25 protein-coding genes are annotated in these 25483 nt (G+C 64.2%); 9 read left to right on the forward strand and 16 right to left on the reverse strand.

Annotated features, from left to right (window positions below):
• Positions 1-137: 137 nt before the first annotated feature.
• From moaB to NKH28_RS07630, 6 genes are all read right to left on the reverse strand, one after another.
• On the reverse strand, positions 138-680 hold the full coding sequence (moaB, locus tag NKH28_RS07605; RefSeq protein ID WP_352978432.1) for a molybdenum cofactor biosynthesis protein B: 543 nt from the start codon (positions 678-680) through the stop codon (positions 138-140).
• Positions 667-1569 (reverse strand): 4-(cytidine 5'-diphospho)-2-C-methyl-D-erythritol kinase, encoded by a 903-nt coding sequence (locus NKH28_RS07610; protein WP_352978495.1) that lies wholly within the window; start codon positions 1567-1569, stop codon positions 667-669. The genes moaB and NKH28_RS07610 overlap by 14 nt, the downstream gene beginning before the upstream one ends.
• A gap of 26 nt (positions 1570-1595) precedes the next feature.
• Positions 1596-1781, reverse strand: coding sequence for a hypothetical protein (locus tag NKH28_RS07615; protein WP_352978434.1), 186 nt, complete (start codon positions 1779-1781; stop codon positions 1596-1598).
• 81 nt (positions 1782-1862) lie between these two features.
• Positions 1863-2720, reverse strand: a complete 858-nt coding sequence (locus tag NKH28_RS07620) for a S49 family peptidase (RefSeq protein WP_352978436.1) — start codon at positions 2718-2720, stop codon at positions 1863-1865.
• Between the two features lie 87 nt (positions 2721-2807).
• Positions 2808-3608: a tRNA1(Val) (adenine(37)-N6)-methyltransferase gene (locus NKH28_RS07625; protein ID WP_352821210.1), complete on the reverse strand. Its 801-nt coding sequence runs from the start codon at positions 3606-3608 to the stop codon at positions 2808-2810.
• Positions 3608-3832, reverse strand: coding sequence for a putative signal transducing protein (locus tag NKH28_RS07630; protein WP_023674082.1), 225 nt, complete (start codon positions 3830-3832; stop codon positions 3608-3610). Before NKH28_RS07630 ends, NKH28_RS07625 begins: the two co-directional genes overlap by 1 nt.
• A 426-nt stretch (positions 3833-4258) precedes the next feature.
• Here NKH28_RS07630 and NKH28_RS07635 point away from each other — a divergent pair, with 426 nt between their 5' ends.
• The gene (locus NKH28_RS07635; RefSeq protein WP_254818409.1) at positions 4259-5275 is read left to right on the forward strand and encodes a polyprenyl synthetase family protein; all 1017 of its coding nucleotides are present in this window, start codon (positions 4259-4261) and stop codon (positions 5273-5275) included.
• A 60-nt stretch (positions 5276-5335) separates the two neighbouring features.
• Here the strand turns inward: NKH28_RS07635 and NKH28_RS07640 are convergent, their stop codons facing one another.
• Entirely contained in the window at positions 5336-6658 is a 1323-nt protein-coding gene (locus tag NKH28_RS07640) for an MFS transporter (protein ID WP_352612356.1), read from the reverse strand.
• A gap of 104 nt (positions 6659-6762) precedes the next feature.
• Here NKH28_RS07640 and NKH28_RS07645 point away from each other — a divergent pair, with 104 nt between their 5' ends.
• Positions 6763-7368 carry a TetR/AcrR family transcriptional regulator gene (locus NKH28_RS07645; RefSeq protein ID WP_352612358.1) on the forward strand — a complete coding sequence of 202 codons (606 nt, stop codon included), beginning with the start codon at positions 6763-6765 and terminating at the stop codon, positions 7366-7368.
• 25 nt (positions 7369-7393) lie between these two features.
• Here the strand turns inward: NKH28_RS07645 and NKH28_RS07650 are convergent, their stop codons facing one another.
• The 3 genes from NKH28_RS07650 to NKH28_RS07660 all read right to left on the reverse strand — a co-directional run bounded on the left by NKH28_RS07650 (position 7394) and on the right by NKH28_RS07660 (position 10604).
• Positions 7394-8026: a hypothetical protein gene (locus NKH28_RS07650; RefSeq protein ID WP_352612360.1), complete on the reverse strand. Its 633-nt coding sequence runs from the start codon at positions 8024-8026 to the stop codon at positions 7394-7396.
• A gap of 10 nt (positions 8027-8036) precedes the next feature.
• A complete protein-coding gene (locus NKH28_RS07655) occupies positions 8037-9386 on the reverse strand; it encodes a YadA-like family protein (protein WP_352612362.1) in 1350 nt (449 codons plus the stop codon).
• A 123-nt stretch (positions 9387-9509) separates the two neighbouring features.
• Positions 9510-10604, reverse strand: coding sequence for a helix-turn-helix transcriptional regulator (locus NKH28_RS07660; protein WP_352978438.1), 1095 nt, complete (start codon positions 10602-10604; stop codon positions 9510-9512).
• A gap of 324 nt (positions 10605-10928) precedes the next feature.
• On the opposite strand from NKH28_RS07660, the gene NKH28_RS07665 reads away from it, so the two are divergent.
• Positions 10929-12704, forward strand: coding sequence for a tetratricopeptide repeat protein (locus NKH28_RS07665; RefSeq protein ID WP_352470709.1), 1776 nt, complete (start codon positions 10929-10931; stop codon positions 12702-12704).
• Positions 12705-12971: 267 nt separating this feature from the next.
• Positions 12972-14015 carry a glycine--tRNA ligase subunit alpha gene (locus NKH28_RS07670; protein ID WP_352612718.1) on the forward strand — a complete coding sequence of 348 codons (1044 nt, stop codon included), beginning with the start codon at positions 12972-12974 and terminating at the stop codon, positions 14013-14015.
• Here NKH28_RS07670 and NKH28_RS07675 read toward each other — a convergent pair.
• Positions 14012-14185: a hypothetical protein gene (locus NKH28_RS07675; protein WP_352612366.1), complete on the reverse strand. Its 174-nt coding sequence runs from the start codon at positions 14183-14185 to the stop codon at positions 14012-14014. The genes NKH28_RS07670 and NKH28_RS07675 overlap by 4 nt on opposite strands.
• 260 nt (positions 14186-14445) lie before the next feature.
• On the opposite strand from NKH28_RS07675, the gene glyS reads away from it, so the two are divergent.
• A complete protein-coding gene (glyS, locus tag NKH28_RS07680; RefSeq protein ID WP_352612368.1) occupies positions 14446-17049 on the forward strand; it encodes a glycine--tRNA ligase subunit beta in 2604 nt (867 codons plus the stop codon).
• Positions 17050-17078: 29 nt separating this feature from the next.
• Here the strand turns inward: glyS and NKH28_RS07685 are convergent, their stop codons facing one another.
• Positions 17079-17510 carry a hypothetical protein gene (locus tag NKH28_RS07685; RefSeq protein WP_352612370.1) on the reverse strand — a complete coding sequence of 144 codons (432 nt, stop codon included), beginning with the start codon at positions 17508-17510 and terminating at the stop codon, positions 17079-17081.
• A 159-nt stretch (positions 17511-17669) separates the two neighbouring features.
• Here NKH28_RS07685 and NKH28_RS07690 point away from each other — a divergent pair, with 159 nt between their 5' ends.
• The 3 genes from NKH28_RS07690 (at position 17670) to NKH28_RS07700 (ending at position 20852) form a co-directional block, all read left to right on the forward strand.
• On the forward strand, positions 17670-18650 hold the full coding sequence (locus NKH28_RS07690; protein ID WP_352612372.1) for an L-threonylcarbamoyladenylate synthase: 981 nt from the start codon (positions 17670-17672) through the stop codon (positions 18648-18650).
• An 18-nt stretch (positions 18651-18668) separates the two neighbouring features.
• Positions 18669-20099 (forward strand): FAD-binding oxidoreductase, encoded by a 1431-nt coding sequence (locus NKH28_RS07695; protein ID WP_352612374.1) that lies wholly within the window; start codon positions 18669-18671, stop codon positions 20097-20099.
• A 186-nt stretch (positions 20100-20285) separates the two neighbouring features.
• A complete protein-coding gene (locus NKH28_RS07700; RefSeq protein ID WP_023674094.1) occupies positions 20286-20852 on the forward strand; it encodes a DUF6101 family protein in 567 nt (188 codons plus the stop codon).
• On the opposite strand, the gene ubiA is transcribed toward NKH28_RS07700, so the two are convergent.
• Positions 20853-21836, reverse strand: a complete 984-nt coding sequence (ubiA, locus tag NKH28_RS07705) for a 4-hydroxybenzoate octaprenyltransferase (protein ID WP_352612376.1) — start codon at positions 21834-21836, stop codon at positions 20853-20855.
• 156 nt (positions 21837-21992) lie between these two features.
• On the opposite strand from ubiA, the gene purD reads away from it, so the two are divergent.
• Positions 21993-23270, forward strand: coding sequence for a phosphoribosylamine--glycine ligase (gene purD, locus NKH28_RS07710; RefSeq protein ID WP_352612378.1), 1278 nt, complete (start codon positions 21993-21995; stop codon positions 23268-23270).
• Positions 23271-23291: 21 nt separating this feature from the next.
• Here purD and NKH28_RS07715 read toward each other — a convergent pair whose 3' ends face one another.
• The 3 genes from NKH28_RS07715 to NKH28_RS07725 all read right to left on the reverse strand — a co-directional run bounded on the left by NKH28_RS07715 (position 23292) and on the right by NKH28_RS07725 (position 25468).
• On the reverse strand, positions 23292-24449 hold the full coding sequence (locus NKH28_RS07715; RefSeq protein ID WP_502906609.1) for a glycoside hydrolase family 25 protein: 1158 nt from the start codon (positions 24447-24449) through the stop codon (positions 23292-23294).
• A gap of 138 nt (positions 24450-24587) precedes the next feature.
• Complete coding sequence (locus NKH28_RS07720) at positions 24588-25091, reverse strand: GNAT family N-acetyltransferase (protein WP_352612380.1); 504 nt, start codon at positions 25089-25091, stop codon at positions 24588-24590.
• The gene (locus tag NKH28_RS07725) at positions 25088-25468 is read right to left on the reverse strand and encodes a type II toxin-antitoxin system TacA family antitoxin (protein ID WP_352612382.1); all 381 of its coding nucleotides are present in this window, start codon (positions 25466-25468) and stop codon (positions 25088-25090) included. The genes NKH28_RS07720 and NKH28_RS07725 overlap by 4 nt, the downstream gene beginning before the upstream one ends.
• Positions 25469-25483: the final 15 nt, after the last annotated feature.

Consider the following 25483-nt stretch of genomic DNA (forward strand, 5'->3'; position numbering starts at 1 on the left):
TTGGCGCCACATCGGCCACCTCGTTGAAACGATCGAGGCAACCGAATGCAACAACTACTTCGCAAACGCCGGCTACGCTTCCATCAAAACGTGAAAGGCTCTAAACCGAGGTCGCTTGGCTGATACTTCGGTTCGTCTCAGCCGCGCCGCAAATGCTCGTCCAGCCGCGGCATGATCTCGACGAAGTTGCAGGGCATGTGCCGATAGTCGAGCTGCGGCTTCAAGATGCCGTCCCAGGCGTCCTTGCAGGCGCCGGGCGAGCCCGGCAGCACGAAAACCAAGGTGGCGTTGACGACGCCGCCGGTTGCCCGGCTCTGGATCGTCGAAGTGCCGATCTTGTCGTAGGAGATGCGGTGGAACACTTCGGAAAAGCCGTCCATGCGCTTTTCGAAGATCGGCTCCAGCGCTTCCGGCGTCACGTCGCGGCCGGTGAAGCCGGTGCCGCCGGTGGTGATGACGACATCAATCGCTTCGTCCCTTGACCAGCCCAGGACCTTGTCGCGGATCTTGTCGCGGTCGTCGGTGACGATGTCGCGGGCGGCCAGGACATGGCCGGCCTCGGCAATGCGGTCGGCCAGCGTCTGCCCGGATTTGTCGTCGGCGAGGCTGCGCGTATCGGAAACGGTCAGTACTGCGATGTGCACGGGAACGAAGGGGCGGCTCTCGTCAATCCTGGCCATGGGCATCAACCTCCGATGTCACGCTTCGCGTCGCCGCGACAAACCAGTCGGGATGGCGGCTGCGAATATCGACGGCCGCGCGCTTGGCCACATTGCCGGTCTCGAACAGCCCGAAGCAGGTGGCGCCGGAGCCGGACATCCTGGCAAAACCGGCTCCGGCCTTGTTGAGCACGGAAAGCGCCTTGCCGATCGCGGGCTGGATTGCGCGCGCCGCAGGCTCGAGATCATTGCGGGTGATCTCCAGCCAGTTGCGGATGCTGTGGAAGTCGAGGTTGCGCGGCAGCGGCGGCAGTCCCGCATTGTCGCGGCGGCCAAGCGCTTCGAACACGTCGGCCGTCGAGACGGCAGTGCCGGGATTGACGAGCACCAGACCCAGCGCCGGGAATCCCGGCACGAGCGTCAGCTCGTCGCCGATGCCGCGGGCTATCAGCGGTCTGGCGGCGAGGCACATCGGCACGTCGGCGCCGAGCGACAGGCCGATCCGCGCCAGTTCGGCATCGCCGACATCAAGTCCCCAGGTCTGGACCAGGGCACGCAGTACAGCCGCCGCATCGCTCGACCCTCCGCCGACACCGGACGCAACCGGCAGGTTCTTTTCGAGCCTGATGGCGGCAGCCGGTGCGTGCTGGGGACCGGCCTCGCGCCGCAGTGCATCGCGCGCTCTCACCACCAGATTTTTGTCGTCGACCGGCACCGCGGAGGCGTATTTGCCGGACACAAAAAACCCATCGCTGTCGGCAAGTTCCGTCTCGATGCGGTCGCCGAAGCGCGTGAACACAGCCAGGCTTTCGATCGTGTGATAGCCGTCGGCGCGCTGGCCGGTGACGTGCAGCGCGAGATTTATCTTGGCGTGCGCATGCGACGCCCGGATACTGGCCTCGGCGTTCACTGGCTCTGCCGCGAGGGGGACGACGGTCAATCCTTGGCCAGACGGTATTCGCCGGTCTTCGGGTCCTTGACCAATGTTCCCATTGTACCGTTGGCGGCCTGCTTTTCGGTACGCCGCACCTTGGCGGTCACACGCTCGGCTTCCCTGACGAAGGAGCGGAAGCCGAAATAGGCGGCAATGCCGACGACGGCGAAGAAAATGATCTGCGGCATGTCAAACTCCTCCCTCGCAAGGCCGGCAAGGCCGCCGGTCGGGTCGGTTGATGATTTATGCTAGACGCTTTCACCGGCTTTTCAAAGCCCGAAGCGCGCCCACAGCGCGCGCTCTTCCGCCGCATCGATGACGCCGCTTGCCGCGGCGGCGGCGATATCGGGCGCCGAAAAGCTCGAGCCGAACAGGCCGAAGCGGCCGAACAGGCCGCGCGGCGCGGTGATCAGCTTGAGCTGGGTTTTCGGCCCGAAACGGCTCTTCAGCACGCTGCGCATGTCGCCGAGCGCATCGACCAGCCCGAGGTCAACCCCCTTCTTGGCCGTCCAGAACAGGCCGGTGAACAGGTCGGGATCGTCCTTGAGCTTGCTGCCGCGCCTGTCCTTGACGAGGTCGATGAAGGTCTCGTGGACCTCCAGCTGCAGCGCCTTCAGGCGCTCGACGTCCTCCTTCTTTTCCGGCTTGAACGGGTCGAGCACCGCCTTGTTCTGGCCGGCGGTGTGGACGCGGCGCTCGATGCCGATCTTCTTCAACAGCTCCGGAAAGCCGAACGAGGCCGACACCACGCCGATCGAGCCGACGATGGAGGACGGGTCGGCAAAGATCTCGTCGCCGGCGACCGCGATCATGTAGCCGCCCGATGCCGCCACGTCCTCGACGAAAACCAGGACCTTCTTGTTCTTCTCGCTCGCCAGGTCGCGGATGCGCCTGAAGATCAGCCGCGACTGCACCGGCGAGCCGCCTGGCGAGTTGATCGAGATGGCGACCGCCGGCGCGTCGAAGGAAAACAGCTTTTCGAGAAGGCCGGCGGTGGAAGCGAGCGACAGGCTCGGCCGGAACTGGCCGCCGCCGGGCATGATGGTGCCGTGCAGCCGGATGACCGGAATGGTGACGACGGCGGAGCGCCAGGATTTCGGCAGCAGGCGGTTGAAAAGGCGTTTCACGAGGGGGCGGTCTCCGGTCGATTTGCTTGAGGCATGTAGGAATTCGCCGGCCAACGGCAATGCCGTCACCCCGGCAATCAGAATGGATCAGTCTCCGAACAGCGACGCCAGCCCGTTATTGATCAGCTCTGCCCGCTCCGAAGGGCCATTGCCTGAATAGGCATGCAGCATCAGCGGTGGTTGGATCGACAGTTTGCCGCGTGCGCCGAGTGCTGCCCGGACGACGATGCGGATCGCCGCCGCTTCGGGGCGAGGATGGACGGCCAGCATCTCGGCATCGCCGAAGCGGCCGGCGATGGCATCGAGGATGGCGCCGAGCTGTTCCGGCCGGGCGATGACGGCCAGCCCGCCGCCCGGCCTGACCACCGCGGCCGCGCTGCGGATCCAGCTGTCGAACAGCCCATCCTCCGAGACATGCGCGGCCTTTCTCAGCGGATCGGGCGTCGCGCGATCCTCGGCGGCATTGAACGGCGGGTTCATGATGACGAAATCGAAGCTGTTGTCCTCAAGTCCGGCGGCCGTTCGCGCCCGGCCCGACAGCGCGACATCGGCGACGAGCACCGAGGCGCGGTCGCTGAGATGCGCATTGCCGGGGTGGGCAAGCGTGGTGGTGGCGAAGGCCGCCATTTCCGGGGAACGCTCGATGAGCACGGCCGCGGCACCGGGGCAGCGCGACAGGACCGCCAGGCCGGCCGCACCAGCGCCCGCGCCAAAATCGGCAAGCCGCCCGGCGAAGGAGGACGGCACGGCAGCCGCCAGCATCATCGCATCCATGCCGGCGCGGTGGCCCGCCTTTCTCGGCTGCACCAGCCAGAAGCGACCGCGATGAAAGGCATCGACCGTATGAGCCGGCATGTCCGGGACAAGGGCAGCGGGCGACGCGGACATTATTTTTGGCGGATCTCGTTGGCGATGCCGGCATCCGTCAGGATGCGCCGCGCCGCATCGGCCTTGTCGGCGTCCACCATGACACGGCGGGGCAGGATGCCGATCGAGCCGTCGAGGACGCTCATGTTCTGGTCGGCGACGAAACAGCCGATGCCGGCATCGCGCATCAGCGATTCGACAAACGAAATGATGACGGCGTCGTTGGTGCGGATGAGCTCTATCATCGGATTAGGGCCATGATCTATCGATATGGTCGAAATGGCGCCTGAAACGGCAAGAAGATGCGAGGAGAAGCGTGAAGGTCGGGGTCTTTCCCCCGGCCGAGCGGTTCGACGACGCAGCTTGCAGCCGTTTCGGCGTCCGGAGGATGTGGTCCATCTGCCCGGCTACTTTGTCGCGAAGGACTTGAAAGCCGAATGGCTTCCTGCGCCTTCGCTCCGCGTATCCGGACAGATGGCCTCACACCATTTCGATCATATCGATAGATCATGGCCCTAAACTCGCAGTTTGCGGTGTTGATGTAAACGTAGGCGTGATCATGTACCAGAGCCGGCGCGCCAATTCGCCTCTTGCCGCAGCAGTGGGTGACACCCTAGAGTCTGTCCAGGGACCATGTTGCCGTCGTGCATATCGAGGTTGGGAGTTTTGCCGTGGGTGTCGTTCTCAACATTGAAAACGGGAAGCGCGAAGCCGCCTCGATAAAGGACCTCATCGACCTGACCGCGGCCGACATGGGGCGCGTCAACAAATTGATCCTGTCGAAGGCCGGCTCCGATGTCGAGATGATCCCGGAGATTGCCAACCATCTGATCTCGTCGGGCGGCAAACGGCTGCGGCCGATGCTGACGCTCGCCGCCGCCCAGATGTTCGGCTATTCCGGCGACGGCCATGTCAAGCTCGCCACATCGGTCGAATTCATGCATACCGCGACACTTCTCCACGACGACGTCGTCGACGAAAGCGGCATGCGGCGCGGCAAGAAGACGGCGCGTATGATCTGGGGCAACCAGGCCAGTGTTCTGGTCGGCGATTTCCTGCTCGGCCAGGCCTTTCGCATGATGGTCGATGTCGCCTCGCTGGAAGCGCTCGACATCCTGTCCAGCGCCGCTTCGGTCATCGCCGAAGGCGAGGTGATGCAGCTTGCCGCCGCCAAAAACCTCGAGACCACCGAGGACGAGCATTTCGCGGTGATCAAGGCCAAGACCGCGGCGCTGTTCTCCGCTGCCGCCGAGGTCGGCCCGGTCATCGCCCAGGCGACGCGCAATGATCGCGCAGCACTCCGCTCCTACGGCATGAATCTCGGCCTTGCCTTCCAGCTGATCGATGACGCGCTGGATTACGGCGGCACCAGCAAGGATCTCGGCAAGAATGTCGGCGACGATTTCCGCGAGGGCAAGGTGACGCTGCCGGTGATCCTCGCCTATCGGCGCGGCACCAAGGCCGAGCGCAGCTTCTGGAAACGCGCCATCGAGGACAATGCCGCCGACGATGCCGGGCTGGAAAAGGCCATCGGCCTGATGCTCCGCCACGGGGCGATTGCCGACACCATCGGGCGCGCCCGCCATTTCGGCGAGATAGCCCGCGACGCGCTGGCGCCGCTCGAGGCGACGCCGCAGAAGTCTGCACTGATCGACGTCATCGATTTCTGCATCAGCCGGGTGAATTGACAGGCGTCGCGGCGCGAGGCCGGGACGCCGCCTGTTCTCATCGAGCCTTTGCCGGAAGCACTATTGCTGCCAGCAAACTGACGACGATGCCCGCCGCCGCGAGCCGGAAGGCAACCTGGATGCGTTGCCGACATTGAGCGTCGTCGAAGCCATCCCCGAGGCGACGCCTTGCTGGTCATGGGCAACGCCGGAAGCGGCGGCAATCCACATTGCGGTCCAGACGATGCCTTGTCCGACGCCGGAGACGATCAGGCCGGGTACGAGGGGCAGATAGCTGCTGTCGGCAGTCGCGCCTGATACCATCAATGCTGTGCCGACCGCGCCGACGATCATGCCGCCGACCAGGGTGCTGCGCGTCGAAAAGCGCGTTGCCAGACGCTCGCCGAGTTGCGTGCCGGTGGCGATGGCGACCGACGGCACGAGAAAGGCGAGGCCCGTCTGCAAGGCAGTGAAGCCGTGCACGTTCTGCAGCAGCACGGTGAGGAAGTAGGGCAGCGCGCCGAAAGTAGCCATGTAGAGGAAGGTTATCGTCATGCCGGCGACGAGGCTGCGGTTGTGGAACACGCGCAGCGGCATCAGCGGGTCGGCGCTGTTGGCCTCGATCACGGTGAAGGCGATCAGGAAAAATGCCGCCAGTGCTGCGCTGACGATGATTGCGCCAGAGCCCCAGCCATATTCGGGCCCCTGAACCAGGGTGAAGACAAGCAGCGTCGCGCCGGCGGTGACGGTCAGCGCGCCCGGCAGATCGAAGCTGCACTGCTCGTGCCGCTTGCGATCGCGCGGGATGATGGCGAAAGCCGCGATGATGGCGATCCCGGCCAACAGCACGTTGACGTAGAAGACCGACGGCCAGCCGAAGGCGCTGGTCAGAAACCCGCCGGCAAGCGAACCGAGCGTCAGGCCGCTGGCGCCCGCGCCTCCCCAGACGGCGAGCGCCCGGTTGCGTTCCGGTCCCTCGGCGAACAGGCGGTTGATCAGCGACAACGTCGCAGGAAACAGGAACGCGGCGCCGATGCCTTGCACGGCGCGGGCCGCGATGATGATTTCCGGCGACCAGGCGAGGCCGCCGACCAGAGATGAGAGCGCGTAGAGCCAGAGCGCGAAGATGAAGACGCGGCGCTGGCCGATCAGGTCGGCGGCCCGGCCGCCGAACAGCAGGAAGCCGCCGGTGAAGACGGTGTAGGCGCTGACCACCCACTGCAGGGTCTGGCCTGAAAATCCGAGGCCGGCGCCGATCTCCGGCAACGCCACGAAGACTATGTTGAGGTCGAGCGAGATGATGAGCTGCGCGAAGGCGAGCAGCGCCAGCGTTGCGCCATGTTTCGCCCTGCTTGCTCCCTGCGTTATCGCCCCGAGCGGCGCGCCTTGATCCAGTGAACTCATGCCGGTCTCCTTGTCGACAATTATTTAATGATCGACAAAGAATTGAGATTTGCAATCCGAAGTCAAGCGGATTATTTGTTGATCGACAAAAATTGGAGACCGCCATGGCGGGAAGGCCAAGGGAGTTCGACCGCGACCAGGCGCTGGAGAAAGCCCGCGACGCTTTCTGGAGACGCGGCTACGAGGGCACCTCGATGGCCGATCTCGTATCGGCGCTTGGTCTCGCATCGGCGCGCATCTATGCCGCCTTCGGCTCGAAGGAGGATCTGTTTCGCGAAGCGGTGGCACTTTACGAGGCCAATGAGGGCGGCTTCGCCACACGCGCACTGCAGGAAGAACCAAATGTCCGGCGCGTCATCGAGCGCATGCTTCGCGACGCCGTCGAAATCTATACGCGGCCGGGGCAGCCGCAGGGCTGCATGGTGGTGACGGCCGCGACCAATTGCGCCGTCGAAAATGACGCCGTGCTGCAATGGCTGGTGGAGCATCGGCTGGCGCTTACCGCATCGATCGTCGAGCGGTTGAAGCAGGCGGTGCGCGATGGCGAATTGAAGCCGGACACCGATGCCGAGACGTTGGGGGATTATTACGCCACGCTGATGCACGGCCTTTCGGTGCAGGCACGCGACGGCGTGCCGAAAAAGCGGCTGCACGATCTTGTCACCGTCGCCATGCAGGCGCTCGACGCAAGCCTTTCGCAAACGTCCTGAGTTTCAGGGCCGTGACGCTTGGCCCTCACTTGCCGGATTTCTCGGCGGCTTTCTTGGGATTGACCGCCGCCGTCGGCGGCTCGGGTGGTTCGGCAGCGACAGCTTTCGGCGGTTCCGGCTCGGTTGCCGGCGCCTCGGGGCCGGCCTTGCTGAGCGCGACCGAGATGCCGAACACCTTCCATTGCCGTTCGACCGGCGCAAACAACAGCTCGAAATTGACCTGCATCGGCACCGAGGGAAAGAAACCGGCCATATGCAACATGCCGTTGGGCTCGATCTGCGGCAGCAGCGTCAATTGCGGCTCAAGCACCGCGACGCCGCCGAGGTCGATGCCGTCATTGCGGTGGCCGGCGAAGATCTCGGCAAGCTTGGCCGCATTGTTGGTCTGGAAGCCCGGCGCGCCGAGATCGCGCAGCACCGTGTAATTCCCTGTCTTGTTGGCATGGTCGAGCGCCAGCAGCGAGCCGCGCACCAGGATCAGCACGCCGTTGCGGTCGATGTTGGCCGGCTTCGGCGCCTGCGGCTTGGCCGATTTCTGGGTTTTCGACGTTTGCGCCAGGGCAGGCTGGACAAGCTGCGGAACGGCTGCCGTCAGCACCAAGGCGGCCAGCAACATTCTGCCCGTCGGCCGCACCGATCCCGGCAAGATTGAGGTCATGCCCGCTGCATCAGTTGAGTGTCCACGATGCGCCGACGCTGACGCCGACATCGCCACGGTTGGTGGAGGCCGACACGGCGGCGTTGAGGCGGAAATCCAGGCTCGTGCTATAGCCGAGGCCGAGCGCCAGGCCCGACTGGCCCTTGAAATGGCCAAAGCCGCCGGCCAGCGACAATTTGCCGGGCCTGTCGTCGTAACGCAATCCCGCCGTCGCCAGCGCAAGCGCCGTTCCGGCGCGGGCTTCCGAGCGGTTTTCGCTGACCTGCTCGCCAAGGTTCTGCAACCCGCCCTCCAGCGCGCTGACGCGGCCGTCGAGCAGGGCGATGTTAGCCTCGTTGATCGTGGTGCGACTGTCGAGGCTGAAAATCTGCGCGGTGTGCAGGTTGAGCGTGTTGGTATTGTTGGTGATACGCGCCTCGTGATCGGCAAGCTGGATCGTATGATCGCCGACCGTCGTGTTGAGCGCGTTGATCTGGTTGGTGTTGTTGACAATGCGCGTCTCGTGATCGGCAAGCTGCATGGTGTGGCTGCTTACCGTGGTGTTGAGCGAGGCGATCTGGGTGGTATGGGCTGCAACGTCGTCGGCCAGTCCTTCGAGTTCGTCGATGTTCACGGAAGCGGTCGCCAGATTGCCCGCGGCGTCGGACGTCACCAGGTATTTCGGTCCGCTCTGGGCCTCCCTGCTGGCTGCGCTGTTGATGCCCGACAGAGTGTAGGTGGCGCTGCTGTTGCCGATAGCCACCTGATTGGCGCGTGTCGTGGTCACACCTTGGCCTACGGCGACTGAATCGGCAAAATTGGCCGTCGCACCGGTGCCGAGGGCGGTGGCATTCACCGCATTCGCCTTGGCCGAGGCGCCAAGAGCGGTAGCGTTGGCCTGGTTAGGGCCTCCCGCACCAGCCTGAGCACGGGCGCCGATAGCCGTCGTGCTTGCATTGTTATGGTTGATGGGACCCGAGATTCCCCCGGCCCACGCATCATCGCCAAGAGCGGTACTGAGGTCTCCATCAGAAACGGCTCTACCGCCGACCGCCGTCGAGGATCCGCCCGCAGCTTGGGCGATAGTTCCGCATGCCATACCGGTGGGCGAAGCCCCGGCGCCATCTGCGCCATAATTTATATCTTCACACACAAACGCAGCCGCCGGAGTCGGCGCGAGGGCCACCAGGCCGGCTGCCGCGGCTATCACCAAAGCTCCGGCCCCGCGAACCGGCACGCGGGACGACATCAGGATGCCGGCAGCCCCCAATGCAGCCGACCACTCAAAGCCTTCTACAACACGGCTCTTCATCGAATTATCCCCTTCTTTCCAGAACGGCGCCGGCCGATCGCAAAGCTCCCGATGAGATGGACCATGCATGAAGCCGGCAACGGCCGGACAGTCGGCAAATGCCTACACTTCGCGGCATTCCCCCTGTTCTTGCAGCGTTTTCAGTCCTGGCTGTTGCAATCTTGCAACGTCGGGCCGGTTGACTGACCGAAATCACGAAAACGGCCGCGCGCTCGTCAGCAGCGCCACGAGCTGGCTTTGGCGACTGGTTCCGGTTTTCCGAAAAATTCGCTCGAGATAAGTACGGGCCGATTTGACGGCGATGCCGATTTCGAAGGCGGCTTCCTGTACGGAACGGCCTGAGGCAAGCACGACGGCGAGCCGGGCTTCCGCCGGCGTCAAGTCGAACAGGCCCGAAAGGATATCGGGCGACGGCACCGTCGCGCTGATGCTGACGGCAGTTGCCGCGACAAGGATATCCGCGCCCGAAAAGATGTCATGTGCGGCACGGCGCAACGGCAAAAGGTGAACGATCAGCGCAGGCCGCCCCTCGACGGCTGGGACAGGGATGGACCGCACAACGCGATGGTCGGCGTTGTGCATGATGGCTTGCTGGAAAAGCGCGTTTGCAGACAGGTCCGCAAGCACCATGCCGCCGCCGGCCTGGGGGATGAAGACGTCCTTCATATCTTCCAGCAGGCGGTTGACCGTCAGCACGCGGCCCGATCTGCTCATGACTGCCGCTGGCAGCTCGATCTCGCTCAGAATGGACACGGCGGTCCTGGCCCGCTCCAGACCGAGCCGCCCGGCGACAAGGCCGGCCCGCGCCAGATGCGGACGCAGTCCGTTCAGCAGGTCGATCGCGGCTTGATCGTACTTGCCGTCCTTCAGCCAGCGCTGGAAGACGAACAGCACAAGCTCCCCGCTCGGCATGGGAATCGACGTACAGACGGGCGATCCGACGCCGAAATTTCTTGCCCATGCGTAGATCGGGTCCCGCTCGATCTCATCGCCGGTCATGATGTCGTCGACCCGCACAAAGCTTGCCGGCTGAGTGCTGCACATGCGCTGCACGCTCTCGGAAAATTTCCAATCTGCCATGAAAGCGTCGATCAAGGGCTCGGCCTGCGCCTCGCCGATGGCGCGAAGCGGGGAATGATCGCTGATCATGAAAATCGAGCCGCTTGCCGAGCGCGTGATCGCACTGGTCGCTTCCAAGGCATCCGGCCACAGCTCGGCTGCGAATGCGGCTTCATAGATACGGTCGACGATGGCGAAGGCTTCTTCGTTTCGCGGCATTTCCAGCATCGGCACCCCCTGACGGCTGGCGAGGCAAGAACTGAGGGCACATCCTGCCACGCAAAGTTGCATGGCGGAAGCTTTCAACCGCTGGCCATTATGGATCGCTTACGGCGTCGGGAAATAGCGCCGTGCAGGCAGCGCCAAAGCGGACGCCACGCGGTCAAGAGTCGCAGTTCAGGCCCTTTCGGCATGGTTTATTAATTGCTTGACCCGATTGTGAATTCGGGCCGGGTTGAAGCACGACCCCAAAAAGGCCATGCTTTACCTGTAAAGATCGAGTCTACGGCGATCCCGCTGACGCGGAGATGGCGTTTGGCTGAAAGGGATATGATGCGGCAAGGATATGCGCGCTGGCTGACGGGGCTGGCAATCGCGACGGGCATGGCGATCTCGGCTTTGCCGGCGCATGCCAAACAGACCGCCGAGCCGGTCAGGATCACATCCTTCTCGGGGGCCTATCTTGCCGCCAGGATTGCCGACGGCGACAACGACCTCGACAGCGCCATTTCCTATTACAAGCAGGCGCTTGCGTTCGATCCGAACGATACGGGACTGCAGCAGAGCCTGATGCTGTCGCTGATCGCGCAGGGGCGCTTCGACGAATCCCTGGTCTATGCCGACAAGCTCAAGGCGGTTCCCGATGTCGAGCGCTTCTCGCGCCTGGCGCTGGCCATCGATTCCTTCCACAAGAAGGATTTCTCCAAGGCCGAATACTGGCTCAAGCTGTCGCTCGAATCCGATCTCGACCGGCTGATCTCCGGCGTCATGACCGGCTGGGCCAAGCAGGGTGCGGGTGACGCCGGCGAGGCCATGGCTTCCATCGACAAGCTGCAAGGCCCCGACTGGTTCAGCCTGTTCAAGTCCTTCCACCGCGCCTTGATTGCCGACGCCTCCGGCCTGCCCGACAGGGCGGATGCGCTCTACACCGCCACCGTGCAGGACACGGCCGCCGGCGGTGCGGCCCCCGAAACATGGATGCGCAACGCGCAGGCCTACGCCTCTTTCCTCGCCCGCAAAGGCGACAAGGCCAAGGCGCTGTCGGTGCTCGACAAGGCCGAGGCGTTTGCGCCCGGCAAGGTCGAGATTGCAGCCCTTCGCGACAAGATCAACAAGGGCGAAAAGATCGAGCCCTTCGTTGCCGGTCCGTCGGACGGCGCCTCGGAAATCCTGCTCGATCTCGCCACCGCGCTCAACCGCGGCGGCGGCGAGCCGTTCGTGCGGCTTTATCTGCAATATGCCCTGGCGCTGCGGCCCGACAACGACGCGGCGCTCGTTCAGCTTGCCGCCGTTGCCGAGCAGTTGAAAGACGGCGAGGGCGCCATCGCGCTCTATCGCCGCATTCCCGCCGGCTCGCCGCTGAAGCAGCTTTCGGACCTGCAGCTTGGCCTCAACCTTGCCGATCTCGACCGCAACGACGAGGCGATCACTCACCTCAAGGCCATCGTCGATGCGCATCCAGACGACATGCGCGCCTATCTGGCGCTCGGCGGCGTCTATTCCTCGAAGGAGGATTTCCGCTCCGCCGCCAATCTTTACGACAAGGCGGTCGAGGTGCTGAAGACGCCGACCGCCGCCAACTGGAACATCTTCTACCAGCGCGGCATCGCCTATGAGCGGCTGAAGGAATGGCCGAAGGCCGAGCCGAATTTCCGCAAGGCGCTGGAGCTCTACCCCGACCAGCCGCAGGTTCTGAACTATCTCGGCTATTCCTGGGTCGACAAGAACATGAACCTCAAGGAAGGCCTCGCGATGATCCAGAAGGCCGTCGACCTGAGGCCGAGCGACGGCTACATCGTCGATTCGCTGGGCTGGGCCTATTACCGCCTTGGCCAGTTCGACGATGCAGTGCGCGAAATGGAACGCGCCGTTTCGTTGAAGCCGGAGGATCCGGTGCTCAACGATCACCTCGGCGACGCTTACTGGCGCGTCGGCCGCAAGCTGGAAGCCACCTTCCAGTGGAACCAGGCCCGCGACCTGAAGCCGGACCCGGATGTGCTTGCCGCCTTGCAGCAAAAGCTGATGAAAGGCCTGCCGCCGATCGAATCCAACACGGCGCAGGAAACCCCGAACGTAAAGCCCTTGCCGGCGCCCGCCCCTAAGGGGTGACCCTTATTTCCTTCTCCCCTTGTGGGAGAAGGTGGATCGGCGCGCAGCGCCGAGACGGTTGAGGGGTGTCGGACGGATTGCCGTCGGTGCCAAGCTGGAACACCCCTCATCCGACCGAGCTTCGCTCGGCCACCTTCTCCCACAAGGGGAGAAGGGAACACCTTCAAAGGCCTGACCCCCTCTGCCTTGACGCTTGCTGGCCAGGCATCTAGGACGTGCCGGCATCCCGCCTTTCCCGCCGAGGCCGCCGTGACCATTCCTGCCCACATGCACCCCAGCCGCTCGTTCCAGGGGCTGATCCTGACGTTGCATAATTATTGGGCGGACTATGGCTGCGTCGTCCTCCAGCCTTACGACATGGAAGTCGGCGCCGGCACATTCCATCCGGCAACGACATTGCGCGCGCTCGGCCCAAAACGCTGGAACGCGGCCTATGTCCAGCCCTCGCGCCGCCCCAAGGACGGCCGCTATGGCGAGAACCCGAACCGGCTGCAGCACTATTACCAATACCAGGTGATCCTGAAGCCCAATCCGCCCAATCTGCAGGAGCTTTATCTCGGCTCGCTGGCCGCGATCGGCATCGATCCGCTGCTGCATGACATCCGCTTCGTCGAGGACGACTGGGAAAGCCCGACGCTGGGCGCCTGGGGGCTGGGCTGGGAGTGCTGGTGCGACGGCATGGAGGTCTCGCAGTTCACCTATTTCCAGCAGGTCTGCGGCATCGAATGCTCCCCGGTGGCGGGCGAGCTCACTTACGGGCTGGAACGGCTGGCCATGTATGTGCAGGGCGTCGACAATGTCTACGACCTCAACTTCAACGGCCGCGAAGGCGCCGACAAGGTGACCTATGGCGACGTCTTCCTGCAGGCCGAGCAGGAATATTCGCGCCATAATTTCGAATTTGCCAACACCGCAATGCTGCTCAGGCATTTCGAGGACGCCGAAGCCGAGTGCAAGGCGCTGCTCGAAGCCGGCGCGCCTGTCTCCCCCCTTGAGGGGGAGATGCCCGCGAAGCGGGTCGAGGGGGTCACCTCAGAAGGCACCACAAGTAAAACGTCGAGCACTGCACGGGCGACCCCTCCCGGCCAGACCTTGTCTGGCCACCTTCCGCTCAAGGGGGAGGGATACCACCGCCTTGTATTCCCCGCCTACGACCAGTGCATCAAGGCCAGCCACGTCTTCAATCTGCTCGACGCACGCGGCGTCATTTCGGTCACCGAGCGCCAGAGTTACATCCTGCGCGTTCGCAATCTGGCCAAGGCCTGCGGCGAGGCGTTTTTGCTGACGCAGGCGGGCGGCTTGGCGGCTTAGCTCCAGGCGATTTCGGCAGGGGCGCTGATTGGCAACGTGCCTTGGCCGCTTGCACCGGCTATTGTCCGCAGCGCCTGCCTGACGCCGGGCATCGAGAACGTGCCATGAACTTGCGCCGTGAAGCAGGCGCTGAGCGCGAGGATCTGCAGGAATGTCGATGCCGTTGTCATGGTCGTTCAGCCAATAGCTCTCTGCCTGAGCGTTGGTCGCTTCAGCGCTGCGTTCGGTTCAGGGAAATCTTTGATCCAAGGACGGGCGGACCGGCGCGTGTCCGACAGGCGGCTGAAGTTTTTCGGAATTCGCCGTTGGACGCCTTGATCGTGCTGGGAAGGGTGACAGCGGTCAGCCGAGTTGCTATGCCCCCGCTTACCTCCCCTTGATGGGGAGGTCGCCGCGAAGCGGCGGCTATTTTTGTCCATGAGTTCCTTCGATGCCCGACCTGCTTCTAGAACTTCGCTCGGAAGAGATCCCCGCCCGCATGCAGCGCAAGGCTGCCGGCGATCTCAGGAAGCTTTTGACCGACGGGCTGGTCGAGGCCGGGCTGACCTATGAGGCGGCGCGCGAATATTGGACGCCGCGCCGGTTGACGCTCGACATTCGCGGCCTGACCGCCCGCTCGAAGGACATCAGCGAGGAGATCAAGGGGCCCTCGACCAAGGCGCCCGAGCCGGCGGTGCAGGGTTTTCTGCGCAAGGCCGGCCTTGCCTCGATTGCCGAGGCGCATGTTCATTCCGATCCGAAGAAGGGCGACTTCTATGTCGCTCATATTGCGAAGCCCGGCAGGGCGGCGGAGCAAATCATCGCCGAGCTGGTGCCGGGCATCATCCGCAACTTCCCCTGGCCGAAATCGATGCGCTGGGGGCCGGCTTCGGCCAAGCCCGGCTCGCTGCGCTGGGTGCGGCCGCTGCAATCGATCCTGTGCACCTTCGGCCCCGAAACCGAGGAGCCGGTGGTCGTCGATTTCGAGATCGACGGCATCCGCTCAGGCAATATCACTTACGGCCACCGTTTCCATGCGCCTGGCGCCATCACGGTGCGCCGCTTCGACGATTATGTCGCCAAGCTTGAGGCGGCCAAGGTCGTGCTCGATGCCGACAGACGCAAAGAGATCATTCTCGCCGATGCCAGGAATCTTGCTTTCGCCAGCGGGCTCGATCTCGTCGAGGACGAGGGGCTGCTGGAGGAAGTGTCGGGCCTGGTCGAATGGCCTGTCGTGCTGATGGGCGAATTCGAACAGGATTTTCTCGCCATTCCGGCCGAGGTGATCCGGCTCACCATCCGCGCCAACCAGAAGTGTTTTGTGACACGGCCGCACGGCGCGGGCGAAGAGCTCTCCAACCGCTTCATCCTGACTGCCAACATCGAGGCCAAGGACGGCGGCAAGGAGATCGCCCACGGCAATGGCAAGGTGGTGCGCGCGCGCCTGTCCGACGCGCTCTATTTCTGGAGAACCGACCAGAGCGACCTGCCGGATCTCGACCAGCTGCAGGCATCGGCGGAAAAGTTCGGGCTTGATCTAAAAAAACCGCTCGACCAGCGCATGGCCCGCCTCGACCACCTCAATGTAACGTTTCATGCCAAGCTCGGCACGCAAGGCGAGCGGGTGGAGCGGATTGCGCGTTTGGCGGAAGAACTGGCGCCGATCGTGGCGCAGTCGATCTCCCCCCTTGAGGGGGAGATGGCCGGCAGGCCAGAGGGGGTCGCCTCGGCTGGCGCGACGCGACCTGACGTTTCGAAGCAAGAGGAAGTTGGCGCTCCACGCGAGATGACCCCCTCTGTCGCCTTCGGCGACATCTCCCCCTCGAGGGGGGAGATTACCGCGCTGGCGCGCCGCGCCGCCGTGCTCGCCAAGGCCGACCTCACCACCGAAGTGGTTGGCGAGTTCCCGGAACTGCAAGGCGCCATGGGCCGCAAATACGCACTGCTGCAGGGCGAGCATCCTTCCGTTGCCGCGGCGATCGAGGAACACTACAAGCCGCAGGGACCGTCCGATCGCGTGCCAACTGATCCGGTTTCGGTGGCCGTGGCGCTTGCCGACAAGCTCGACACGCTGGTCGGGTTCTGGGCTATTGATGAAAAGCCGACCGGATCGAAGGACCCCTATGCGCTCAGAAGAGCGGCGCTGGGCGTTGTGAGGATTTTGGTCGAGAATGGGGTAAGACTGCCACTCCAGCGCCAGTTTTTAAACTCGCTATTCGGGCTTACCTTCAATCGCGGCAATCGGTTTTCGGTGGTCTGGCGAGCGGACGATGGGGGTGATTTCACGACCGGTGTGGGATCAGCCGACGATTTGATCAGTGAACGGGCAGGTTTGCTGTCCTCGGAAATACGCGGCGTCGAATTACCGGACCGTTCCGCGTCTGACATAATTGCCGATCTCCTGTCCTTCTTCCACGACCGCCTGAAAGTCTATCTCCGCGACCAGGGCGCGCGGCACGATCTGATCGACGCCGTACTGGCGGCGGGCTCGCGCCCAATCTCCCCCCTAGAGGGGGAGATGTCGGCGAAGCCGACAGAGGGGGGCGCTGTCCCGCCAGCCTCTCATTCTGTCGCGCCCCCCTCTGCCCTGCCGGGCATCTCCCCCTCTAGGGGGGAGATCGGCCAATCGTCCAACGACGACCTCCTGCAAATCGTCCGCCGCGTCGAAGCGCTTGGCTCCTTCCTCGACAGCGAGGACGGCAGGAACCTGCTTGCCGGCACCAAGCGCGCTGCCAACATCGTGGCTGCCGAGGAGAAGAAGAACACGACGATCGCCGACCGTGTTGAGCCGGCGCTGTTCCGGGAGGACGCCGAAAAAGCCTTGTACGCCGCGGTCAATCAAGCCGAGAAGCAAGCCGGCGAAGCAATTCAAAACGAAGACTTTTCCGCCGCCATGCTGGCGCTTAGCGTGTTGCGCGAGCCGGTTGATTCATTCTTTGAGAAAGTCCTCGTAAACGACGAGGACCAGGCGGTGCGCGCCAATCGCCTAGCGTTGCTCGCCCGCATCCGCGCGGCGACCGACCGGGTCGCGGATTTCTCCAAGATAGCCGGCTGACGTCCGGGAAAAAATCATCGCTTGTGGCGCTATTTCGGCTGGTCGGGAGCTGCTAGCGGCGCAGGCTGCGGCGCAGCTGGTTCAGGGGTTTTGCTGGCGACCTTTGGGTCGGCCTTGCTGTCCGCGGCGGGCGCGGCAGCGGTGGCCGGCGCGGCTTTGGGCGCGGGCGTTGCAAAGGCATCGCCGACGATACCGCCGCGAATGATCATCGGGGTTCCGGTGAAGCCATGGTTCGGCTGGCTCGGGATTGCCGCGACCTTTTCATCGGTGACGTTTTCATTGACGTCAGGCAACTTCTCGCCGAGCGCGACGATCGACGGTGTTTTCGCCCGTTCGAGCGCGCCGGCACTTACAACCGAAGGCGTCGCCGTCGTTTGCCCGAGAAAAACCAGCGATGAGGCCTGTGCCGTGCCGGCCATAAACGCCAGACCAAGCGCTCCAAGGATACGCATCGAAAACATGATAATTCCCCTTGCCCAACAAGACGGCACCGTAGCCGAGGGCAGTTGATGCCGGCTTGCGGAGAAACAGAGCATTTTAGCGATTTGCGATTCGCCTACGCCCGGACTTGCTCCGTCGGCGTCAGCGTATTAGGCACCCGCATCCGTGAGGTGACGACAGTGGCTGAAATTCGTGCCGTCGGCGAGGCGATGGAAAGGGCGTTGGCGCTGCTCGAGAGCGGCGATGTCGTCGCCATCCCGACCGAGACCGTCTATGGGCTGGCCGGCGACGCGACCAACGGCGTTGCCGTGGCCCGCATCTTCGAAGCCAAGGGCCGCCCTCGCTTCAACCCGCTGATCGCCCATATAGCCGACCCGGCGATGGCCGAGCGCATCGCGCTGTTCGATCCGCTGTCGGAAAGATTGGCGCAGGCATTCTGGCCGGGGCCGCTGACGCTGGTGCTGCCGCAACGGCCCGGCAACGGCATTCATCCGCTGGTCACCGCCGGTCTGGAAACGATCGCGCTGCGCATGCCGAAAGGCTTTGGCGGCGAGCTGATCGCCAGGTTCGGCCGCGCGCTGGCGGCGCCAAGCGCCAATTCCTCGGGCAGGATCAGCGCCACGACGGCCGAGGCCGTGGCCGCCGATCTCGGTCCCCGGATCAAGCTTGTGGTCGATGGCGGCGCGACGCCGGTCGGGCTGGAATCGACCATTGTCAAGGTTGAAGCTGGAAAGCTGCGGCTGCTGCGGCCGGGCGGCATTGCCGCCGAAGAGATCGAAGCGGTGGCCGGGTCAAAGTTGCTGCGCGGCGCTTCGGTCGTCGAGGCGCCCGGCATGCTCGCCTCGCACTATGCGCCAGGTGCGGCGGTGCGGCTCAATGCTGCGGAGGTCGCACCGGGGGAAGCCTTGCTGGCCTTCGGCCGCCGCCGTGCCGAAGGCTGGCGCGATGCAGCCGCCCTGCGCAACTTGTCGGAGACCGGCGACCTGCGCGAGGCGGCAAGCAATCTCTTCGCCCATCTGCAGGATCTCGATGACAGTGGCGCCAAAACCATCGCCGTCGAGCCGATCCCGTTCGAAGGGCTGGGCGAGGCGATCAACGACCGGCTTTCGCGCGCCGCCGCCCCGCGTGACAAGATCGCCCCGCGTGACAAGATGGATTGAGCACCATAGTTTCCACCCATGAACGACATTTCCCCCGATCTCGACCCCGCCGTCGTCGCCCGCTTTGCGACAATCGTCGGCGATAAATATGCGCTGCGCGATCAGCGGGACATCGCGCCTTTCCTCACCGAGCGGCGCGGACTTTGGCACGGCAGGACGGCTTTGGTGCTGAGGCCGGGGAGCGTCGAGGAGGTCAGCAGCATCATGCGGCTGGCGACCGAAACCGGCACGCCCATCGTGCCGCAAAGCGGCAACACAGGGCTGGTCGGCGCCCAGGTGCCGGACGCATCCGGCCGCGAGATCGTGCTGTCGCTGTCGCGGCTGAACCGCATCCGCGAGATCGATACGCTGTCCAACACGGTGACGGTCGAAACCGGCGTCATCCTGCAGACGCTGCAGGAAGCGGCCGATGCCGCCGACCGGCTGTTTCCGCTGTCGCTTGCCGCGCAAGGCTCCTGCCAGATCGGCGGCAATCTCTCGTCCAACGCCGGCGGCACCGGCGTGCTTGCCTACGGCAATGCGCGCGAGCTCTGCCTCGGCGTCGAAGTGGTGCTGCCGACCGGCGAAGTATTCGACGATCTGCGCAAGCTGAAAAAAGACAATACCGGCTACGATCTGAAGAACCTGTTCGTCGGCGCCGAGGGCACGCTCGGCATCATTACCGCCGCCGTGCTCAAGCTGTTCCCCAAGCCCAAGGGGCGCGAGGTGGCGTTTGCCGGCCTGTCATCGCCGGAGGCGGCATTGTCGCTGTTCAGCCTGGCGATGGACCGTGCAGGGGCAGCGCTCACCGCCTTCGAGCTGATCGGCCAGAGGCCCTACGACTTCACGCTTGCCCACGCACAAGGCGTGGTGCGGCCGCTTGCCGGCGATTGGCCGTGGTATGTGCTGATGCAGATCTCGTCGGGCCGTTCGGCCGACGACGCAAGGGCGCTGATCGAGGAGGTGCTGCAGGCAGGCCTCGAGCAAGGCATCGTCGGCGATGCGGTGATCGCGGCAAGCATGGCCCAGGGCGATGCGTTCTGGAATTTCCGCGAGGTGCTGCCCGAGGCGCAGAAACCGGAAGGTGCCTCGATCAAGCACGACATCTCGGTGCCGGTGGCGTCAATCCCGCCCTTCATTGAAAAGGCCGCCGGCGCCGTGCAATCGGTCAGTCCCGGCGCACGCGTCGTCTGCTTCGGCCACATGGGCGACGGGAACCTGCACTATAACATCTCCCGGCCGGCCGACGGCGATGACGAGGCGTTTCTCGGCCTTTACCACATCATGAACAAGGCCGTGCACGACGTCGTGCGCGCGTTTCATGGCTCGATCTCGGCCGAGCACGGCATCGGCCAGTTGAAGCGGGACGAATTGATCGCGACGGCGCCGCCGATGGCGATCGAGCTGATGCGCAGGGTGAAGGCCGCCTTCGATCCGGCCGGCATCATGAATCCGGGTAAGGTTATCTGATCCTTTCGCCGGCCTGCGCCGGTTGGCATTCCGATAACCATCCGCCCCGGATCAGCAAAATTTAACCGACTTTCTTAAGCGCGAGGATAAGAAGCCCGCGCTAATGTTTCTCCACAAACGAGGCTGGGAAAACCGGCCCGGAGAACCGGAAACACCGGCTCTCAGGAGAAACAGGAAAGGCACGATATGAACACTGGACTGAAGCCAGTCTGGGCCGGCCGCAATATGCGCCTCGACCCATTTCGCCTGCCGCAGGTGGTGAGCTACGCCACCCGCGACGACTATGGCGACGTTACCTTCACCATCGACCAGCGCGGCGCGGTTATCCGCCGCACGCTGGAGATGAGCGGCGTGCCGGCGATCATCGCTCTGCCCGCCAACGCGTTTCGCGGCGTCGCCGCCCGCGCGATGGAGGATCCGGATGGCAATGTCACAGTGACGCTTGAGCTTCTGCACAATGACCCGATGCTGTCGGTGCCGCTGCTGGTCGCCGACGATCTCGACGACGTCGCCGCCGACTGGCGCGCCTGGGCCGACGCCTACCGCCTGCCGATGCTGCTGATCGAGGCCGACGGCATTGCCCGCACGCTGGAAGAATCGCTCGGCGCCGCCATCAAGGCGCTGCCGGCGCAGGACCGCCGCAAGGGTCGCGTCTCGACCATGCGCCGCCCGCGCTTCCTCGCCCGCCGCCGCGCCGGCGACCTCGGCCTCAGGCTGGTCATCGGCGGCGAGGAGCTCATTTCGCGGGAGTAGCTAAACCAGCGGCTTCAGCGCCACCCAGGCCGCGCCGCCGATCAGGCCGAGGAAGATCAGCCAGCCGACCTGGTTGTTCGATCTGAACAGCCTCAGGCACTGGTCCGGGTCGTCGATGTCGAGCACGCCGATCTGCCGCGCCAGATGCGCGCCGGCGGCGATCAGCCCGGCCAGTGCAGGCACCGGTGCCTGTGCCGAGGCAAAGGCGATGGCGAAGCAGACCAGCGCTCCGCCATAAAGCCCGGCCAGCCACGCCTTGGTATTGTCGCCGAACAGGCGCGCCGTCGAGCGCACGCCGACAATAGCGTCGTCTTCCTTGTCCTGATGCGCATAGATCGTGTCATAGCCGATCACCCACAGGATCGAGCCGATATAGAGCATGATTGCCGGCTCATCGAGATCGCCGAACTCGACCGCCCATCCCATCAGCGCTCCCCAGGAAAAGGCAAGGCCGAGAACGAGTTGCGGCCAATTGGTGTACCGCTTCATGAACGGGTAGACGGCGACGATGACCAGCGAGCCGATGCCGAGCAAGATGGCGAAGCTGTTGAACTGCAAAAGCACGGCAAGGCCGACCAGTGCCTGCACGACAACAAACATCCAGGCCTGCCGGCGCGTGACCTTGCCGGCCGGCAGCGGCCGCGAGCGCGTGCGTTCCACCTGGTTGTCGATGTCCTCGTCGACCAAATCATTGTAGGTGCAGCCGGCGCCGCGCATGGCGAACGCGCCAAGAAAAAACAGCAGCAGATACCACGGCGACGGCAGCAGAGAGAGAAGCGGGTCCGTCGGACGCGGATAGGCGCTCGCGGCAAGCGCAGCCGACCACCAGCATGGCCACAGCAGCAATTGCCAGCCGATCGGCCGGTCCCACCGGGCAAGCTGCGCATAGGGCCACAACCGCCGCGGCAGCACGCGATAGACCCAGTGGCCGCTCGGCGCATCGGCGACGCGGCCCTGGGCCGCTTTCGACTGGACGGTTTCCATTTTGCTGGAGTGGCAGCAGAGGCGAATGCCGTCAAGCGTCAAGCAGCCCCCGCACGCTCGCCACGCGCAATCGGCGCTTCGGCAGCCAAATGTCTTGACCCGTCGCGCGCGGCGCAATAGCGCAGTCCTGGTCGTGAAATGGCAAGGAATCTGGGCATGCGTGTTTTGCTGATCGGCTCCGGCGGACGAGAGCATGCGCTTACCTGGAAGATCGCGGCGTCGCCGCTGCTGACCAAACTCTACGCGGCGCCCGGCAATCCGGGTATCGGCCGCGAAGCCGAGCTGGTGAGGCTCGATATTGCGGATCACACGGCGGTGGCCCGGTTCTGCCGCGAGAATGAAATAGGCCTCGTGGTGGTCGGGCCGGAAGGGCCGCTGGTCGCCGGCATTGCCGACGACCTGCGCGCCGAGGGCATCCGCGTCTTCGGACCGTCAAAGGCAGCGGCACGGCTGGAAGGCTCGAAAGGTTTCACCAAGGACCTCTGCGCCAGATACGGCATCCCGACCGCCGCCTATGGCCGCTTCGGCGATCTGGCTTCGGCCAGGGCCTATGTCGAGAAGACGGGTGCGCCGATCGTCATCAAGGCCGACGGCCTCGCTGCCGGCAAGGGCGTCACCGTCGCCATGACGCTTGACGAGGCGCTGGCCGCGCTCGACGCCTGTTTTGACGGCTCCTTCGGCCAGGCCGGCGCGGAAGTGGTGGTCGAGGAGTTTCTCGTCGGCGAAGAAGCAAGTTTCTTCTGCCTGTGCGACGGCACCACCGCGCTGCCCTTCGGCACCGCGCAGGACCACAAGCGCCTCAGTGACGGCGACACCGGCCCGAACACCGGCGGCATGGGCGCCTATTCGCCGGCCCCGGTGATGACGCCGGAAATGATCGACCGAACCATGCGCGAGATCGTCGAGCCGACCATGCGCGGCATGGCTGAAACAGGCGCGCCGTTTTCCGGCGTGCTGTTCGCCGGGCTGATGATCACTGACAGCGGGCCGAAGCTGATCGAATACAATACCCGTTTCGGCGACCCGGAATGCCAGGTGCTGATGATGCGGCTGAAGGACGATCTGCTCGTCCTGCTCAACGCAGCCGCCGACGGCCAGCTGGCGCATACTTCGGTGCGCTGGCGCGACGAGGCGGCGCTCACCGTGGTGATGGCAGCCAGGGGCTATCCCGGCACGCCGGAAAGGGGCTCGGTCATCCGCGGCGTCGAGGCGGCGGCGGGTGAGGGCGTCGAGATATTTCATGCCGGCACCGCCATAAACGGCGGCGCACTCGTCGCCAATGGCGGTCGCGTGCTCAACATCACGGCGACCGGCCGCACCGTCGGCGAGGCGCAGAAGAAGGCTTACGCCGCGCTCGACCGGATCGACTGGCCGCAAGGCTTTTGCCGCCGCGACATTGGCTGGCTGGCGGTGGCGCGCGAGCAGGCGAACTGATGCTTCGGGCTGCCTTCGGCCTCAGCGCAAGCCGTGGTCGAATTCGGTCGAGACGCTGCTGACCGCATCGGCGGTGGAGACAAATCCTGGCACCGATGCCGCACGCTTTTCGTTTCGCGTCCAGGCGACATATTCGGCAATCCCGCGCAGAAGGCCCGGCACCGCTTTCGCCGCAGGCATTTGAAAGCCGCTGCTGAACCTGGCCAGGCGCGCCCTGAATACCGCGACCATCTCCTCGAAGCTTGCTGGCGTCACGCTGGCGTAAGTGATGGTGCCGCCGGCGAGCCCCGCCTCGCGTGAGAGCGGCACCGGTATCGAGGTGAGATAATCCGGCTGCACGTCGATCAGGCCGCCGAACGGCCACTGCGCGCGCAATTCCGTGGCGTTCATCGGCGCGACGCTGACGTCTATATCGTTGGGTGTGCCCGCGACCCTGTAAGGGCAGCGGAACCGGCCGCAGTTTGCTCGCGCCGAAAACTGCCAGAGCGCATAACCCTGCCAGTTGCCCATCGGAAAATGCACGCCGATGTCTGGCTTGTAGCGCGCATACCACAGCGGCAGCCGGGACAGGAGCGGGTATTTATACTTGTTGTCGGCGATATGCCTGGCTGTCGTGCCGTTGGTGTAGAGCACTGGAAAGCGGCCAACCCGCCGATGCACATGGCGCACGAATTCCTCGGCATCCTCGAGCGACATCCATTGGGTGGGGTCATCGTCCTCGATGTCGAGGGCAAGCAGGTCATCCGGTCCGGGTTCGGCGAACTCGATGAAATTATTGGCCTGTCCGACCGGGTTGCCGGGGCGGGCGAGGTGATAGGCGCCCCATTTCAAGCCAAGCGCCTTGGCCACAACCTTGCGCGTCTGGAACAGTTCCTGTGCCATCGCATGGCGCTTCCAAAGCGTCTTGCACAGCCGCACCTCGGTCTCGTCGCCGAAACAGAAATAGGGTGGCGGCATTCCGTCGGATGCCTTGTTGATGAAGCCGACAAGACGCTTGTCGGCGGCTAGCCGGGTCCAGTCGATGGAATTGTATTCGTAGGCGTCGACGACCAGCGCCCGGTCGGCATCCTTCCAAGGTTCGGAGAAATCCGAGGCCTTTGCCGGCGTCAGCGCCAGGGTCATCGCGGCCGCGACAAGGAGAAGCGCTGAGCGGACAAGGGGGCGCGCCGGCGTTTTCAAACAGCAGATCCTTGCTGGCCAAAGCCAAATCCTGAACCACCATGGTTAAGGAAATGCTTCGGGTGCCGAGTGGGCGAGTTGGAGCGCTGGCGAAGCGATCCTTGGTACTCCTCAAGAGCAAAGCGATGGTTGCGATTGTCAGCCAAATAGCTTCAACGCTGTTGCTATGGGCAGGAACAGTGATAGCGGGCGGCTCTGAAACGAGGTGAAGCCATGCCTGCGATAATACGCGACCGCCTGGTCATCCTTGGCATCGACAATCAACGCGAAGGCTGCTGGGGCAGCGCTAACGCTACGTCGTAGCGCATCCACGATCAGCGCCGACCCGACCCGCCGCCGCTGGTATCGGGCATCGACGGCCAGCCTGCCGACCAATATCGCGGGCAGAACCGGGTAGCGTGGCAGATGTTTTGTCTGTTCGTCAGGCAAGGACGCGATTGGTATGCTCGACGCCGCCAAAGTGTAATATCCGGCGATCGCGCCGCCATCGCGATCCACGGCAACGAAGCAATTGCCGACTCGGCGTTTGACATCCTGGCTGGCTTGCTCCCGAATGTAGCGGTCGAGCGCCGGTACCCCGCAGCTGAACGCCTTGCGATCCTGCGATCCGCCGAGCGGTTCGATAATGACGGCGAAAGTCACCGGGTTTCGACGACCAGCCGTTTGTGGGCGTCGGCAGCTTTGCGCAGTGCCTCATTAGGCTCGGGCGGATTGAGAATCGCCTCCATCATGGCGCGCTGATCTTCGATGGAGATACGCATGATGGTGGTGTTCTCGATAGTACGCTGCGCCGCCTCTTGAGCGGCGGCGACCACGAAGTCGCTGACGCTGCGGCCCTGGATTTCGGCGGCACGTTTCACAACGTCCAGCATATCCGGCGAAATACGGGCTTCGAGACGGGCGGTGCGGGTCTGTTGGTTTGGCATTATCGTCACCCCTGATGCTGCCTTGTACGGGAAATAGCCGTACAAATCAAGTGCGTCGTCCGGCTCTAAATATTTTTGCAGACGAGCCAGCAACTGCAAAATCCTCGT

Source organism: Mesorhizobium sp. M1227, from assembly GCF_040318315.1.
Taxonomy (GTDB): Bacteria; Pseudomonadota; Alphaproteobacteria; order Rhizobiales; family Rhizobiaceae; genus Mesorhizobium.